12 protein-coding genes and 1 rRNA gene are annotated in these 14,485 nt (G+C 63.7%); 7 read left to right on the top strand and 6 right to left on the bottom strand.

The window, feature by feature from the left end; translation table 11 throughout:
• Nucleotides 1-184: 184 nt before the first annotated feature.
• The 3 genes from LDJ84_RS29230 to LDJ84_RS29220 form a co-directional block, all read right to left on the bottom strand.
• Nucleotides 185-1,096, bottom strand: a complete 912-nt coding sequence (locus LDJ84_RS29230) for a D-hexose-6-phosphate mutarotase (protein WP_226045656.1) — start codon at nucleotides 1,094-1,096, stop codon at nucleotides 185-187.
• Between the two features lie 81 nt (nucleotides 1,097-1,177).
• Nucleotides 1,178-1,858, bottom strand: coding sequence for a GNAT family N-acetyltransferase (locus LDJ84_RS29225; RefSeq protein WP_024766737.1), 681 nt, complete (start codon nucleotides 1,856-1,858; stop codon nucleotides 1,178-1,180).
• 12 nt (nucleotides 1,859-1,870) lie between these two features.
• The gene (locus tag LDJ84_RS29220; RefSeq protein WP_084359618.1) at nucleotides 1,871-2,320 is read right to left on the bottom strand and encodes a GNAT family N-acetyltransferase; all 450 of its coding nucleotides are present in this window, start codon (nucleotides 2,318-2,320) and stop codon (nucleotides 1,871-1,873) included.
• Between the two features lie 116 nt (nucleotides 2,321-2,436).
• Here LDJ84_RS29220 and LDJ84_RS29215 point away from each other — a divergent pair, with 116 nt between their 5' ends.
• Entirely contained in the window at nucleotides 2,437-3,891 is a 1,455-nt protein-coding gene (locus LDJ84_RS29215; RefSeq protein ID WP_024766735.1) for a PLP-dependent aminotransferase family protein, read from the top strand.
• Between the two features lie 188 nt (nucleotides 3,892-4,079).
• A complete protein-coding gene (locus tag LDJ84_RS29210) occupies nucleotides 4,080-5,291 on the top strand; it encodes a YeeE/YedE family protein (RefSeq protein WP_024766734.1) in 1,212 nt (403 codons plus the stop codon).
• Nucleotide 5,292: 1 nt separating this feature from the next.
• Here the strand turns inward: LDJ84_RS29210 and LDJ84_RS29205 are convergent, their stop codons facing one another.
• The gene (locus LDJ84_RS29205; protein ID WP_170858241.1) at nucleotides 5,293-5,463 is read right to left on the bottom strand and encodes a hypothetical protein; all 171 of its coding nucleotides are present in this window, start codon (nucleotides 5,461-5,463) and stop codon (nucleotides 5,293-5,295) included.
• The gene (locus LDJ84_RS29200; RefSeq protein ID WP_226045655.1) at nucleotides 5,456-6,016 is read right to left on the bottom strand and encodes an HdeD family acid-resistance protein; all 561 of its coding nucleotides are present in this window, start codon (nucleotides 6,014-6,016) and stop codon (nucleotides 5,456-5,458) included. The genes LDJ84_RS29205 and LDJ84_RS29200 overlap by 8 nt, the downstream gene beginning before the upstream one ends.
• 366 nt (nucleotides 6,017-6,382) lie before the next feature.
• On the opposite strand from LDJ84_RS29200, the gene betI reads away from it, so the two are divergent.
• The 3 genes from betI (at nucleotide 6,383) to betA (ending at nucleotide 10,306) form a co-directional block, all read left to right on the top strand.
• Complete coding sequence (gene betI, locus LDJ84_RS29195; RefSeq protein WP_024766732.1) at nucleotides 6,383-6,976, top strand: transcriptional regulator BetI; 594 nt, start codon at nucleotides 6,383-6,385, stop codon at nucleotides 6,974-6,976.
• A gap of 46 nt (nucleotides 6,977-7,022) precedes the next feature.
• Nucleotides 7,023-8,495: a betaine-aldehyde dehydrogenase gene (gene betB, locus LDJ84_RS29190; protein WP_226045654.1), complete on the top strand. Its 1,473-nt coding sequence runs from the start codon at nucleotides 7,023-7,025 to the stop codon at nucleotides 8,493-8,495.
• A 128-nt stretch (nucleotides 8,496-8,623) separates the two neighbouring features.
• Entirely contained in the window at nucleotides 8,624-10,306 is a 1,683-nt protein-coding gene (gene betA / locus LDJ84_RS29185) for a choline dehydrogenase (RefSeq protein WP_024766730.1), read from the top strand.
• A 52-nt stretch (nucleotides 10,307-10,358) separates the two neighbouring features.
• Here the strand turns inward: betA and LDJ84_RS29180 are convergent, their stop codons facing one another.
• Nucleotides 10,359-10,763, bottom strand: a complete 405-nt coding sequence (locus LDJ84_RS29180) for an acyl-CoA thioesterase (RefSeq protein ID WP_017521585.1) — start codon at nucleotides 10,761-10,763, stop codon at nucleotides 10,359-10,361.
• A 260-nt stretch (nucleotides 10,764-11,023) separates the two neighbouring features.
• Here LDJ84_RS29180 and LDJ84_RS29175 point away from each other — a divergent pair, with 260 nt between their 5' ends.
• Nucleotides 11,024-12,343: an MFS transporter gene (locus LDJ84_RS29175; protein WP_024766729.1), complete on the top strand. Its 1,320-nt coding sequence runs from the start codon at nucleotides 11,024-11,026 to the stop codon at nucleotides 12,341-12,343.
• 565 nt (nucleotides 12,344-12,908) lie between these two features.
• Nucleotides 12,909-14,445 (top strand): 16S ribosomal RNA (locus LDJ84_RS29170).
• The last annotated feature ends 40 nt before the right edge of the window (nucleotides 14,446-14,485 follow it).

Here is a 14,485-nt window from a genome sequence, read left to right as displayed (position 1 = left end):
CAGATAAGTCCGTGCCAGTGCCTTCCCTCACCCCAGCCCTCTCCCTTTGGGAGAGGGCTGGGGTGAGGGCCGCCCCAAGCGCAGAAGCATCTCGTAGGAGACTCCGTCCGCGATTGGCGTCCGGCCCGATGCGGACCGATCGCAGACGGAGTCCGCTCCTACGTATTGTCATACCGCTGAGGCATCAGCCCTCCAGCGGTTTGCCCCAGATTTCCACCGTCATCGTTTCGCTGCGTCCCGGCGCCACGCTCATCACGTCGTCCCAGACCCGCGCGGTTTCGATGCACAGCATCTGCTGCCAGGCATCGTCGGGGAACTGTGACAGGCGCGCGGCCTTGTCGATCCAGGGGTTCCACACCACCGCCGAGCGCGAACCGCTGGCCTTGATGTGGATGTCGCGCTCCCAGGCCGGGTCGCGGATCACCAGCGGCTTCTCCACGTCCAGGTAGATGCGGTCGGTTTCCCCGGCAATGCGCACCACGCCGTGTTGCTCGCGTAGCTCCCAGTTTTCCAGCGTTTCGACATAGCGGCAGCCCTGCAGCCCCTCGATGCTGGCCTGGCGCGCGTCGCCTACGGCGAAGTAGGTGTGCAGGGCCTGGCTGATCGGCAACGACGCGGTGCCCAGGTTGTGGGTGGTCATTTCCAGCGTCAGGTGTTCGTCGAAGCGCATCACCAGCTCCAGCCGTGCGGAGTGGGCCCAGCCCGGCAGACCGTTGCGCGCGTCGAAGCTGAAGTGCACGGAAAGCTGGCCCAGCTCGTCGGCGATATCGTCCAGCTGCCAGTCCAGCGCTCGCACCAGGCCGTGGGCGGGGGGCTTGTCGCCCTGGTAGGCGGTGCGGATTTCCACCGGGTTGCGCTCCAGGTTGCCGAACCAGGGCCAGCAGACGGGCGCGCCGCCGCGCAGCGACTGGCCATGGCGGTACTCCGCGGTGTCGCTCAGCCATACCAGCGGCGGTTGCTCGTGGGGCTGGTAGCTCAGCAGTTGCGCGCCCTGCTGGGCAATCAGGGCTTCACCATAAGCGGTATGGATGCGCCAACAGGGCAGCTCATCGATCTGCACCTGTTCGACGCGGGGAGTCTGGATGTCGCTGCTCATGGTGGTCTCCGGGACTGCGCTGGGAAAGTTTCAGTATCACCGATCCTTCGCGGCGCAGGCAGTTCCCGGAGAATGAAAAGATCAGCGCAGGCGCAGCTCTGCCAGGTGTGCGCGCTGTCGCCCTTCGCCGTCGAAGTTGGACGCACCCAGCCAAGCCTCGAAGGCCTGCTCGCAGCGCGGCCACTCGCTGTCGATGATGGAGAACCAGGCGGTGTCGCGGTTGCGGTCCTTGACTACCGTAGCCTGGCGGAAAGTGCCCTCGAAGACGAAGCCCAGGCGCTCGGCGGCGCGCATGGAGCGGGCGTTGAGCGCGTTGCACTTCCATTCCAGGCGGCGGTAGCCCATCTCGAAGGCCCACTTGGCCAGCAGGTACACGGCCTCGGTGGAGGCCGGCGAGCGCTGCATCACGCGGCCGTAGGCAATGTGGCCGATTTCGATGCTGCCGTCCTTGGGGAAGATCCGCAGGTAGCTGAGCAGGCCGACAGCGCGGCCGTTCGTACGGTCGATCACGGCGAAGAACAGCGGGTCATTGCTCGCCGCGTTGCCCGCCAGCCAGGCATCGAACGGCGCGCGTTCGGGGAAGGGCCCGTAGGGCAGGTAGTCCCACAGGAGCGGGTCGGAATCCGGACCTTGCAGCGCTAGCCACAGGTCATCGCCGTGGAGGGCGACGTCCAGCGGCACGAGGTTGATGCTGCGGCCGGTCAGGGTGCGGCGTTCGGGGCTGGCGGCGGGGTGCCAGTTCAGCAGGGGTTGGTCGTTCATGGGCGCTCCGGCTCAGAGAATCTTGCGGTACTGGACGAACCCGGAGCGGTCGGCGATCCGGTCGTAGAGGAACATGGCGTCGGTGTTGCTCTCGTGGGTCAGCCAGTGCACCCGCGAGGCGCCGTTGGCGCGGGCGTCGGCGTAGACGTGTTCGATCAACTGCGCGCCGATGCCGCCGCCGCGCTGGCCTTCAGCGACGTACAGGTCCTGCAGGTAGACGTAGTCGCCCTGGGTCCAGCAGGAGCGGTGGTAGATGAAGTGCACCAGGCCGATGGCCTCGCCGTCGCGCCAGGCGAGGGCCGCGTGCATCGGCTCGGCCGCATCGAGGAAACGCTGCCAGGTGACCGCGCTGGTGGCCTCATCGATGGTGGTCTTGTAGAAGCGCTGGTAGCCCTGCCAGAGCGGCAGCCAGGCGGCGTGATCATCGGTGGTGATCGGGCGAATCTCGACAGCGGAAGACATGGTGACGGCCTTGTGTGCGTTGGAATGCTTCCAGCCTAGGCGCTGAATTGGTTCTGCTAAAGAGCCATTCGTGATCAAATCAAAGGAACCATTGCCGCTGCCCTGGAAGCTGCCCCATGAGTGTTCCGCTGCCTTTCAACCCGTCCGGTATTCGCCTCGATCCCGCGCGCCCGCTGGGGCTGCAGTTGTTCCAGGCGCTGCGTGAGCGGATTCTCGATGGCCGCCTCGCGGCGCGTTCGCGATTGCCGGCCAGCCGCGACCTGGCGGCGTCGCTGAATGTTTCCCGCAATACCGTGGTGCGCGCCTATGAGCAGCTCTACGCCGAGGGCTATATCGAGGGGCGTACTGGCGATGGAACCTATGTGGCCGAACGGGTGCAGCCCTCTGTTGATACGGTGCGCAACGAAACGCGCAGCCCCGACGCACCGTCGCTGGAGCGCCTCGCGCGCCATCATCTGCCGCTGCCGCCCACCGGTGCGCCGCGCGCTTTCCGGGTCGGTGTGCCGGCCTTCGATCTCTTTCCCTTCGATACCTGGGCGCGTCTGCAGGCGCGCTTCTGGCGCGATCCGCCGCTGGACTGCCTGGGCTACGGCGACCCGGCCGGCGAGCAGCGCCTGCGCGAACTGGTCGCCGCCTACCTGCGCAGTACCCGCGGCCTGCACTGCGACGCCGGGCAGATCATCATCACCAGCGGTGCCCAGCAGGGCATCGCGCTGTGCGCGCAGGTACTGCTGGCCGAGGGTGACGGCGCAGCCATCGAGAACCCCGGCTACCGCGCCGCCGGGCATGCGTTCGCCACAGCGGGTGCGCATCTGCATGGCGTTGCGGTGGACGCGGACGGTCTGCGTACCGACCAACTGGAGCAATTGCCGGATTGCCGGCTGGTCTACGTCACGCCTTCGCACCAGTACCCCACCGGCGTAACGCTCTCGCTGGCGCGCCGTCTGGAGTTGCTGGAATGGGCCGAGCGCAGCAACGGCTGGATCGTCGAAGACGACTACGACGGCGAGTACCGCTACAGCGGCACGCCACTGATGCCGCTGGCGGCGTTGGACCGGCACGACCGCGTGCTCTACGTCGGCACCTTCTGCAAGATCGCCTTCCCCGCGCTGCGTCTGGGCTATCTCGTCGTGCCGCCGGCGCTGGCGCAGGCCTTTGCCCGCCGCCGCGCGCTGGACGTACGCCACTCGGAGGTCGGCACCCAGCGGGTGATGGCCGACTTCATCGCCGAAGGGCACTTCCAGCGGCATGTCCGTCGTATGCGCCGGGCCGCTCGCAGCCGCCGTGACGCGCTGCTGCGTGGCTGGCCGGAGGTCGCCGGCTGTGCAGCGATGCCGACGGTGGACGCCGGCCTGCACCTGTGCGTGCGGGTCGATAGCCGCGAGCGAGAGTTGGAATTGGTGCGGCGCGCGGCGTCCGTCGGCGTGGAGGTAAATGCCCTGAGCGATTACTGGCTGCCAGAGTCCACCGAGCCGGAAGACCAGCGTGCCGGACTGGTGCTGGGCTTCGCGGCGGTGCCGGAGGCGCGGATCGCCGAGGCGCTCAAGGCCCTGCGCAAGGCCTGGGCGTAGGGCGAATGACCGTTCACGGTTATCCGCCGTCCGGCCCCTGGCACGGCGGTTTTGGCGGATAACGCTTGAGGCGTTATGCGCCCGAAGTCGTGTCCTAACACCTGGTTATTTCCTTAGCTGACTTACGAAGTTGGCGGGAGGCACTACGCTCCCTAGACTGTCGCCCTCTCGAAAAACCCGGAGCCGCCATGAGCCTCGCCTTGTCCACCGTCCCCGAGCGCAAGTCCAGCGCGCTCTGGATTGCCTTCCTTCTGTTGCTGGCCGGCGCGCTGTTCCTCGCCCAGGCGGTAAGCGGGCGCCAGGCACTGTTGTTCCTGGTCGGCGGTGCGCTGGGGCTGACCCTTTACCACGCAGCGTTTGGTTTCACCTCCGCCTGGCGCGTGTTCATCCGTGAACGGCGTGGCGCCGGCTTGCGCGCACAGATGGTGATGCTGGCCATCGCGGTGCTGCTGTTCTTCCCGGCGCTTGCGGCCGGTACGCTGTTCGGCGAGCCAGTGAAGGGGCTGGTATCACCGGCCGGAACATCGGTGATCGTCGGCGCCTTCATCTTCGGTATCGGCATGCAGCTGGGCGGCGGCTGCGCTTCCGGCACGCTGTTCACCGTGGGCGGCGGCAATGCGCGGATGCTGGTGACCTTGCTGTTCTTCATCCTCGGTTCGGTGATCGCCACCCACCATATCGGCTGGTGGTTCGCCCTGCCGTCGTTGCCGCCGACCTCGATCGTCCAGTCCCTTGGTCTGTTCCCCGCGCTGATACTGAGCCTGGCGCTGTTTGCCGGCATTGCAGCCGTCAGCGTCGTGCTGGAGCGTCGTCGCCATGGCGTGCTGGAGCTGATAGCGAGCAATGGCGAGCACGGTGCCGGTCGCTTCCTGCGCGGTCCCTGGCCGCTGGTGTGGGGCGCCGTGGCACTGGCTTTGCTGAACTTCGCGACCCTGGCGCTGGCCGGGCGTCCGTGGGGCGTCACTTCGGCTTTCGCCCTGTGGGGCGCGAAGGCGTTCGAAAGCCTGGGGATAGCCGTCGACCAATGGGCGTTCTGGCAGGCCGACGCCAACGCCAAGGCGCTGGCTGCGCCGGTCTGGCAGGACGTCACCAGCGTCATGGACTTCGGCATCATGATCGGTGCATTGCTGGCCGCTGGCCTCGCCGGTCGCTTCGCACCGAGCCTGAAGATTCCCGCTCGCTCGCTGGTCGCGGCAGTGATCGGCGGCCTGCTGCTGGGCTACGGCGCACGCCTGGCCTACGGCTGCAATATCGGCGCGTACTTCAGCGGCATCGCCTCCGGCAGTCTGCATGGCTGGTTGTGGCTGGTCGCGGCGTTCTTCGGCAATACCGTGGGGGTGCGCCTGCGGCCGATCTTCTTCCCCGCCGAGCGCGTGGAAGAGCGCCTGACCGGCTGCTGAGTCAGGCCGGGCGGGGCGTTTCGCGCTCTGCCCAGTAGGTCTGCCTGTGGCCGCGCGCCTGGTAGTCCCGCGCCAGAGCTTCGGCCTCGGCGCGGGTCAGCTGGCGGCGCATGACGAAGCGGTTGCCGTTGTCGTCCAGGCGCAGCAGGCACCAGTCCCGCTCATCAGGCATCGAAAGTCGAGGTCTTGCGCAGGCGCAGTGCGAGCAGGATCAGCAGGACGCCAAAGAACACCGAATAGGCGCCGATCACCCAGGCCACTGCAATCGCCCCGGCCCCCGGGTTACCGATCATCAATACGCCGAACAGCACTGATACCGCGCCGGAAAGCCCCAGCCACCACTCGTTCTGCAGCGCCTTGCGCAGGCGGATCGCCGCGATGATCTGCAGCACGCCCATCACCAGTGCCCAGCCGGCGATCAGCATCAGCAGGCCCAGCGCGGTCAGCTGTGGCCAGAAGAAGGCGACCAGCCCGGCAGCAATCCCCAGCACTCCCACCAGCACTAGCGGCCACAAGGGCCGGCCGGATTCGCGCATCTGCGCGGCGGCGATCAGGGTGAAGAGTCCGTCGACGAAGGCGTAGGCGCCGAAGAACAGCACCATCACCGTCAGCACGATGCCTGGCCAGACCATGGCGAGGATGCCGAACAGCAGGGCGGCGACGCCGCGCAGGGCGATCCATTTCCAGTGGCGGCCCAGGGCTTGCCAGAGTGGGTGTTGCGGCATGGCGGCGTTCCTCGCGAGGGGTATGAGTGAAACCATAGTCGTTGGCGCCCGGCGCAGGTCCTGACGTAGGGCAAAAGAAAGCCCGGCAGGGGCCGGGCTGTGAAGGGCCCGTCGCAACGGGCAGGTGCCGTCAGGCGACGTCACCGGGGAGAGCGGCTACGACACATCCGGTGCGGATTCTGCGATCCTTGCGGGTTGGAGTGTGGCGTAGCGATGAACGGTACGGGCCCCGCCATGCGGGCGCCTGGGGGTGTTGATGCAACGCAGCATATTCTTAGTTGATTGAGCGTTCAATAAAAAACGAATAGACTGGCCCACAGTATCGCCGGACGGCACAGGTACGCCCGGCGAAGAGGAGATTGAAAAATGCCCAAGGTCGGTATGCAGCCGATTCGCCGCTCCCAGCTGATCCACGCGACCCTCGAGGCGGTGGACCAGGTGGGCATGAGCGACGCCAGCATCGCCCTGATCGCCCGCCTGGCGGGGGTTTCCAACGGCATCATCAGCCACTACTTCCAGGACAAGAACGGGCTGCTGGAAGCGACGATGCGACATTTGATGTCGGCATTGAGCAAGGCCGTCGCCGAGCGCCGCGCTACCTTGCGCAACGACGAACCGCGTTCGCATCTGCGCGCCATCATCGCGGGCAACTTCGACAGCTCCCAGGTCAACGGCCCGGCCATGAAGACCTGGTTGGCGTTCTGGGCCAGCAGCATGCATCAGCCGCAGCTGCGTCGCCTGCAACGGATCAATGACCACCGGCTGTATTCCAACCTGTGCAGCCAGTTCCGCCGCGAATTGCCGCTGGCCCAGGCCCGCAGCGCCGCTCGCGGGCTGGCCGCGCTGATCGACGGCCTCTGGCTGCGGGGCGCGCTTTCGGGCGACGCCTTCGACACCGAGCAGGCGTTGGCAATTGCCAACGACTACCTCGACCAACAACTGGCCAAGCGCCCCGGGTAGCGGGCGCAGCCTTGCGCTGACACCGACAAGAGAGGACCACCGCACCATGGCTCGATTCGAAGTACAGAAGCTCTACATTGGCGGTCGCTACGTGGAAGCCACCAGCGGCGCCACCTTCGAAACCATCAATCCGGCCAACGGTGAAGTCCTCGCCCAGGTACAACGCGCCTCGAAGGAAGACGTCGAGCGCGCCGTGCAGAGCGCGGTGGAAGGGCAGAAAGTCTGGGCGGCGATGACTACCATGCAGCGCTCGCGCATCCTGCGCCGCGCCGTTGACATCCTCCGCGAACGCAACGACGAGTTGGCCGAACTGGAGACCCTCGACACTGGCAAGCCACTGGCCGAGACCCGCTTCGTCGACATCGTCACCGGCGCCGACGTGCTGGAGTACTACGCCGGCCTGGTGCCCGCCATCGAAGGCGAGCAGATCCCACTGCGCGAGACCAGCTTCGTCTACACCCGCCGCGAGCCATTGGGCGTGGTCGCCGGTATCGGCGCCTGGAACTACCCGATCCAGATCGCCCTGTGGAAATCCGCGCCGGCCCTGGCCGCCGGTAACGCGATGATCTTCAAGCCCAGCGAAGTCACCCCGCTTTCCGTGCTCAAGCTCGCCGAGATCTACACCGAGGCCGGCCTTCCCGATGGCGTGTTCAACGTGCTCACCGGCAGCGGCCGCGAAGTCGGCCAGTGGCTGACCGAGCATCCCGCCATCGAGAAGATTTCCTTCACCGGCGGTACCGCCACCGGCAAGAAGGTCATGGCCAGCGCTTCCAGCTCCTCGCTCAAGGAAGTCACCATGGAGCTGGGCGGCAAGTCGCCGCTGATCATCTTCGAGGACGCGAACCTCGACCGCGCCGCCGACATTGCCGTCATGGCCAACTTCTTCAGCTCCGGCCAGGTGTGCACCAACGGTACCCGGGTGTTCATCCCGCGCAACCTGCAGGCGCGCTTCGAGGCGAAGGTGCTGGAGCGCGTGAAGCGCATTCGCCTGGGCAACCCGCAGGACGAAAACACCAACTTCGGCCCGTTGGTGAGCTTTCCACACATGGAGAGCGTGCTCTCCTATATAGAGTCCGGCAAAGAACAGAAGGCCCGCCTGCTGTGCGGTGGCGAGCGCGTCACCCAGGGCGAGTTCGGCAAGGGCGCGTATGTCGCCCCGACCGTGTTCACCGACTGCCGTGACGACATGACCATCGTCCGCGAGGAAATCTTCGGGCCGGTCATGAGCATCCTCGTCTACGACAGCGAAGACGAGGCCATCCGCCGCGCCAACGACACCGAGTACGGCCTCGCCGCTGGCGTCGTCACCCAGGACCTGGCCCGCGCGCACCGGGCGATTCACCGCCTGGAAGCAGGCATCTGCTGGATCAACACCTGGGGCGAGTCGCCGGCCGAGATGCCGGTTGGCGGATACAAGCAATCGGGGGTCGGTCGTGAGAACGGCCTGACCACCCTGGCTCACTACACTCGTATCAAATCCGTACAGGTAGAGCTGGGCGACTACACCTCGGTGTTCTGATCGCCGCGATCGAGCCATGAAAGGCCGGTCGCAGGCATGACTCCCTGACCACCGGCCATTCCCCACACGCAGACACCGGCGCGCACGCGTCGCGGGCGGTGTCATGCCTGAAAAAGAGGAAGGCCTGCATGTCCCAGGAATACGACTACATCATCATCGGCGCCGGTTCTGCCGGTAACGTACTGGCCACCCGCCTGACCGAAGACGCCGACGTCAGCGTCCTGCTGCTCGAAGCCGGCGGCCCGGACTACCGCGCCGACTTCCGCACGCAGATGCCCGCCGCGCTGGCCTACCCGCTGCAGGGCCGCCGCTACAACTGGGCGTACCTGACCGATCCGGAACCGTACATGAACAACCGCCGCATGGAATGCGGGCGCGGCAAGGGCCTGGGCGGCTCGTCGCTGATCAACGGCATGTGCTACATCCGCGGCAATGCCATGGACTTCGACGGCTGGGCACAGGAGAAGGGCCTGGAAGACTGGACTTACCTCGACTGCCTTCCGTATTTCCGCAAGGCCGAGACCCGCGACATCGGCCCCAACGACTACCATGGCGGCAACGGCCCGGTGAGCGTCACCACGCCCAAGGCTGGCAACAATCCGCTGTTCCACGCCATGGTCGAGGCCGGCGTGCAGGCCGGTTACCCGCGTACCGAGGATCTCAACGGTTATCAGCAGGAAGGCTTCGGTCCGATGGACCGTACCGTTACCCCACAGGGCCGGCGCGCCAGCACCGCCCGTGGTTACCTGGACCAGGCTCGCGAGCGCCCCAACCTGACCATCGTCACCCATGCACTGACGGACCGCATCCTGTTTAGCGGCAAGCGCGCCATTGGCGCGACCTATCTGCATGGCGATGACAACGCGCTGAAGGAAGTCCGAGCACGCCGCGAAGTGCTGGTCTGCTCTGGCGCCATCGCTTCCCCACAACTGCTGCAGCGCTCCGGCGTCGGCCCGTCCGCCTTGCTGCGCGACCTGGGCATCGAGGTCGTGCACGATCTGCCCGGCGTCGGCCAGAACCTCCAGGACCATCTGGAGATGTACCTGCAGTACGCCTGCAAGCAGCCGGTGTCGCTGTACCCGGCGCTGCAATGGTGGAACCAGCCGCAGATCGGCGCGCAGTGGATGTTCCTCGGTACGGGGCTGGGCGCGAGCAACCAGTTCGAGGCCGGCGGTTTCATCCGCAGCCGTCCGGAATTCGAGTGGCCGAACATCCAGTACCACTTCCTGCCGGTGGCGATTAACTACAACGGCAGCAACGCGGTGAGCGAGCACGGCTTCCAGGCCCATGTCGGTTCCATGCGCTCGCCCAGTCGCGGGCGAATCAACCTGACCTCGCGCGACCCGCGCAAGCACCCGAGCATCCTGTTCAACTACATGTCCTGCGAACAGGATTGGCAGGAGTTCCGCGACGGTATCCGTCTCACTCGCGAGATCATGAACCAGCCGGCGCTCGACCCTTATCGCGGCCGCGAAATCAGCCCGGGCCTGGACAAGCAGAGCGACGCCGACCTGGATGCCTTCATTCGCGAGCATGCGGAAACCGCGTTCCACCCGTCCTGTTCCTGCAAGATGGGCGAGGACGACATGGCGGTGGTCGATGGGGAAGGCCGCGTGCACGGCATGGAAGGGTTGCGGGTGATCGATGCGTCGATCATGCCGCTGATCATTACCGGCAACCTCAACGCCACCACCATCATGATGGCCGAGAAGCTCGCCGATAAGGTGCGCGGCCGTCCGGCACTGCCCCGCAGTACCGCCGACTACTACAAGGCCAACGGTGCTCCGGTGCGCGGCAAACCGCTACGCTGATTCCGTAAAGCGGAGACGAAAACGCCGGCGAGAGAGCCGGCGTTTTCAGTTTTCAGCCACGACGCGGAGGAACCGGACGGGTACGGCCGCTGCCGTCGATGGCGACGAAGACGAACACCGCCTCGGTGACCTTGCGCCACTCGCTGGACAGCGGGTCGTCGCTCCAAACCTCGACCAGCATGCGGATCGAGCTGCGGCCCACTTCCAGGGTCTGTGTATAGAAGGAGAGCTGCGCGCCGACAGCGACCGGGACCAGGAACGCCATACGGTCGATGGCTACCGTGGCTACGCGGCCACCGGCAATGCGGCTGGACATGGCGGTACCGGCGAGATCCATCTGCGCCACCAGCCAGCCCCCGAAGATGTCGCCGAAGCCGTTGGTTTCGCGTGGCAGGGCGGTGATCTGCAAGGCCAGGTCGCCCTGCGGGATGGGGTCTTCTTGTTCAAGCTCGATCATAGGTAAGGGCCTCGTGCCCCCGGCGTACTCATGGTGAGGTTGTGGAAAAACTCTCCCAAGACACCTGCCGGTGCAAGGCCTTGGGGCAGCTTTTGATCGGCCCGGCTGCATTATATAGAAGCAGGGCCCTGTGCGACGACCGCAGGACTTCGAGATTTTCCCGCGGGCGCGGCCGCTGTGTCGTCTTCGCGCAATTTGCTATGGTGCGGCACCTGCGGCTGCCGGCCGCAGCCACCTTGCCTGCAGAGATAAAAAGCACCATGCCTTCTGTGAACGCTCCTGCCGCGCCCGCGTCACGTCCGTTGACCCGCAGCGACTACAAGACTCTCTCCTTGTCCGCCCTGGGCGGCGCCCTGGAGTTCTACGACTTCATCATCTTCGTCTTCTTCGCCACCGTGGTCGGCAAACTGTTCTTCCCCGCCGACATGCCCGAGTGGCTACGCCAGTTGCAGACTTTCGGCCTGTTCGCCGCCGGCTACCTGGCCCGCCCGCTGGGCGGCGTGGTCATGGCGCACTTCGGCGACCTGCTGGGCCGCAAGAAGATGTTCACCCTCAGCATCTTCCTCATGGCCGTGCCCACACTGATCATGGGCCTGCTGCCGACCTACGAGCAGATCGGCATCTGGGCGCCACTGGCGCTTCTGCTGCTGCGCGTCATCCAGGGCGCTGCCATTGGTGGTGAAGTGCCGGGGGCCTGGGTATTTGTCGCCGAGCACGTACCGCATCGCCATGTCGGCTATGCCTGCGGCACGCTCACGTCGGGTCTGACTGCGGGCATCCTTATCGGTTCGCTGGTTGCGACCCTGATCAACAGTGTCTTCAGCGCGGAAGAAGTCCATGGCTACGCTTGGCGGATTCCATTCCTGCTGGGCGGCATCTTCGGTCTCTTTTCCGTCTACCTGCGCCGCTGGCTGCACGAGACGCCGGTGTTCGCCGAACTGCAACTGCGCAAGCAACTGGCCGAGGAAGTGCCGCTGGGTGTGGTCGTGCGTGAACATCGCCCGGCGGTGGTGCTGTCCATGCTGCTGACCTGGGTGCTGTCTGCCGGCATCGTGGTGGTGATCCTGATGACCCCGTCGGTACTGCAGACCATTTACGGCTTCGATGCGGCGACCGCGCTGAAGGCCAACAGCGTGGCCATCGTCTGCCTGAGCGTCGGTTGCATCCTGGCCGGTCGCCTTGCCGACCGTTTCGGCGCGGGGCGCACCTTTATAGTTGGAAGCATCCTGCTGGGCGTAGTGTCCTGGGCCTTCTATACCAGCTTGAAGGCGCATCCGGACTGGTTGTTCCCGCTGTATGCGATTACCGGTCTGTGCGTCGGCGTCATTGGCGCAGTGCCTTATGTGATGGTCAACGCCTTCCCGCCGGTGGTCCGTTTCACCGGTCTGTCCTTCTCGTACAACCTGGCGTACGCCATCTTCGGTGGCCTAACCCCGATGGTCGTCGCGCTACTAATGAAGGAGGATCCGCTGGGCCCGGCTTATTATGTGGTGGCGCTGTGCTTGGTCGGCCTGTTGGTAGGTGTCTACCTGCTGCGCCAAGAGCGCCGTCTGCCAGGGCAGGCGATGGCGATAAACTGATCGACCGGACAGTTTTTTGCAGAAAGTTTAAATTAGTCGTTGACGGCCAATTTAAACTCCCTATAATGCGCACCACTCCCAGCGATGAAGCGCTGAAAGAACTTGAAAATCAAGTACTTACAGATGTTCGAGATTGAGAGTGGTGATCAGGCAGGTGATTCACTTGCCGCTCTTCATTAGCTGCTCCGGCAGCGAACTGAAAAGAAGGTCGCCGAGGTGCTTGACAGCGAGTTTGATCGCTGTAGAATTCGCCTCCCGCTGATGAGAGGTTTGACTTCTCGGAAGCCCAAGCGATTGAGTAGAAAAGAAATTTTCGAAAAATAAAGCTTGACGAAAGATGAGGTTGGCGTAGAATGCGCGCCTCGGTTGAGACGAAAGCCTTAACCAACTGCTCTTTAACAAGTTGAATCAAGCAATTCGTGTGGGTGCTTGTGATGTAAGACTGATGATCGACTGATTATCAGCAGCGCAAGTAACACTCGTGAATTCGAGAGTTTTAGCTCATTAAATTGAGCATGCGATTGCTGAGCCAAGTTTAGGGTTTTCTCAAAACCCAAGCAGTATTGAACTGAAGAGTTTGATCATGGCTCAGATTGAACGCTGGCGGCAGGCCTAACACATGCAAGTCGAGCGGATGATGGGAGCTTGCTCCCGGATTCAGCGGCGGACGGGTGAGTAATGCCTAGGAATCTGCCTGGTAGTGGGGGACAACGTTTCGAAAGGAACGCTAATACCGCATACGTCCTACGGGAGAAAGCAGGGGACCTTCGGGCCTTGCGCTATCAGATGAGCCTAGGTCGGATTAGCTAGTTGGTGGGGTAAAGGCCTACCAAGGCGACGATCCGTAACTGGTCTGAGAGGATGATCAGTCACACTGGAACTGAGACACGGTCCAGACTCCTACGGGAGGCAGCAGTGGGGAATATTGGACAATGGGCGAAAGCCTGATCCAGCCATGCCGCGTGTGTGAAGAAGGTCTTCGGATTGTAAAGCACTTTAAGTTGGGAGGAAGGGCAGTAAGTTAATACCTTGCTGTTTTGACGTTACCAACAGAATAAGCACCGGCTAACTTCGTGCCAGCAGCCGCGGTAATACGAAGGGTGCAAGCGTTAATCGGAATTACTGGGCGTAAAGCGCGCGTAGGTGGTTTGGTAAGATGGATGTGAAATCCCCGGGCTCAACCTGGGAACTGCATCCATAACTGCCTGACTAGAGTACGGTAGAGGGTGGTGGAATTTCCTGTGTAGCGGTGAAATGCGTAGATATAGGAAGGAACACCAGTGGCGAAGGCGACCACCTGGACTGATACTGACACTGAGGTGCGAAAGCGTGGGGAGCAAACAGGATTAGATACCCTGGTAGTCCACGCCGTAAACGATGTCGACTAGCCGTTGGGATCCTTGAGATCTTAGTGGCGCAGCTAACGCGATAAGTCGACCGCCTGGGGAGTACGGCCGCAAGGTTAAAACTCAAATGAATTGACGGGGGCCCGCACAAGCGGTGGAGCATGTGGTTTAATTCGAAGCAACGCGAAGAACCTTACCTGGCCTTGACATGTCCGGAACCTTGCAGAGATGCGAGGGTGCCTTCGGGAATCGGAACACAGGTGCTGCATGGCTGTCGTCAGCTCGTGTCGTGAGATGTTGGGTTAAGTCCCGTAACGAGCGCAACCCTTGTCCTTAGTTACCAGCACGTTATGGTGGGCACTCTAAGGAGACTGCCGGTGACAAACCGGAGGAAGGTGGGGATGACGTCAAGTCATCATGGCCCTTACGGCCAGGGCTACACACGTGCTACAATGGTCGGTACAGAGGGTTGCCAAGCCGCGAGGTGGAGCTAATCCCATAAAACCGATCGTAGTCCGGATCGCAGTCTGCAACTCGACTGCGTGAAGTCGGAATCGCTAGTAATCGTGAATCAGAATGTCACGGTGAATACGTTCCCGGGCCTTGTACACACCGCCCGTCACACCATGGGAGTGGGTTGCTCCAGAAGTAGCTAGTCTAACCGCAAGGGGGACGGTTACCACGGAGTGATTCATGACTGGGGTGAAGTCGTAACAAGGTAGCCGTAGGGGAACCTGCGGCTGGATCACCTCCTTAATCGAAGATCTCAGCTTCTTCATAAGCTCCCACACGAATT

This window comes from Pseudomonas sp. HS-18, from assembly GCF_020401845.1.
GTDB lineage: Bacteria > Pseudomonadota > Gammaproteobacteria > Pseudomonadales > Pseudomonadaceae > Pseudomonas > Pseudomonas nitroreducens.
Note: the sequence above shows the minus strand (reverse complement) of the source record. Positions and strands in the feature narration are given on the sequence as shown.

What these genes read in the sequence shown, in the direction of transcription:
- LDJ84_RS29220 (WP_084359618.1), bottom strand. Translation starts at nt 2,320, where the DNA reads ATGTCTTCCGCTGTCGAGATTCGCCCGATCACCACCGATGATCACGCC.
- LDJ84_RS29180 (WP_017521585.1), bottom strand. Translation starts at nt 10,763, where the DNA reads ATGATCGAGCTTGAACAAGAAGACCCCATCCCGCAGGGCGACCTGGCC.
- LDJ84_RS29205 (WP_170858241.1), bottom strand. Translation starts at nt 5,463, where the DNA reads ATGCCTGATGAGCGGGACTGGTGCCTGCTGCGCCTGGACGACAACGGC.
- LDJ84_RS29175 (WP_024766729.1), top strand. Translation starts at nt 11,024, where the DNA reads ATGCCTTCTGTGAACGCTCCTGCCGCGCCCGCGTCACGTCCGTTGACC.
- betA (WP_024766730.1), top strand. Translation starts at nt 8,624, where the DNA reads ATGTCCCAGGAATACGACTACATCATCATCGGCGCCGGTTCTGCCGGT.
- LDJ84_RS29225 (WP_024766737.1), bottom strand. Translation starts at nt 1,858, where the DNA reads ATGAACGACCAACCCCTGCTGAACTGGCACCCCGCCGCCAGCCCCGAA.
- LDJ84_RS29215 (WP_024766735.1), top strand. Translation starts at nt 2,437, where the DNA reads ATGAGTGTTCCGCTGCCTTTCAACCCGTCCGGTATTCGCCTCGATCCC.
- betB (WP_226045654.1), top strand. Translation starts at nt 7,023, where the DNA reads ATGGCTCGATTCGAAGTACAGAAGCTCTACATTGGCGGTCGCTACGTG.
- LDJ84_RS29210 (WP_024766734.1), top strand. Translation starts at nt 4,080, where the DNA reads ATGAGCCTCGCCTTGTCCACCGTCCCCGAGCGCAAGTCCAGCGCGCTC.
- betI (WP_024766732.1), top strand. Translation starts at nt 6,383, where the DNA reads ATGCCCAAGGTCGGTATGCAGCCGATTCGCCGCTCCCAGCTGATCCAC.
- LDJ84_RS29230 (WP_226045656.1), bottom strand. Translation starts at nt 1,096, where the DNA reads ATGAGCAGCGACATCCAGACTCCCCGCGTCGAACAGGTGCAGATCGAT.
- LDJ84_RS29200 (WP_226045655.1), bottom strand. Translation starts at nt 6,016, where the DNA reads ATGCCGCAACACCCACTCTGGCAAGCCCTGGGCCGCCACTGGAAATGG.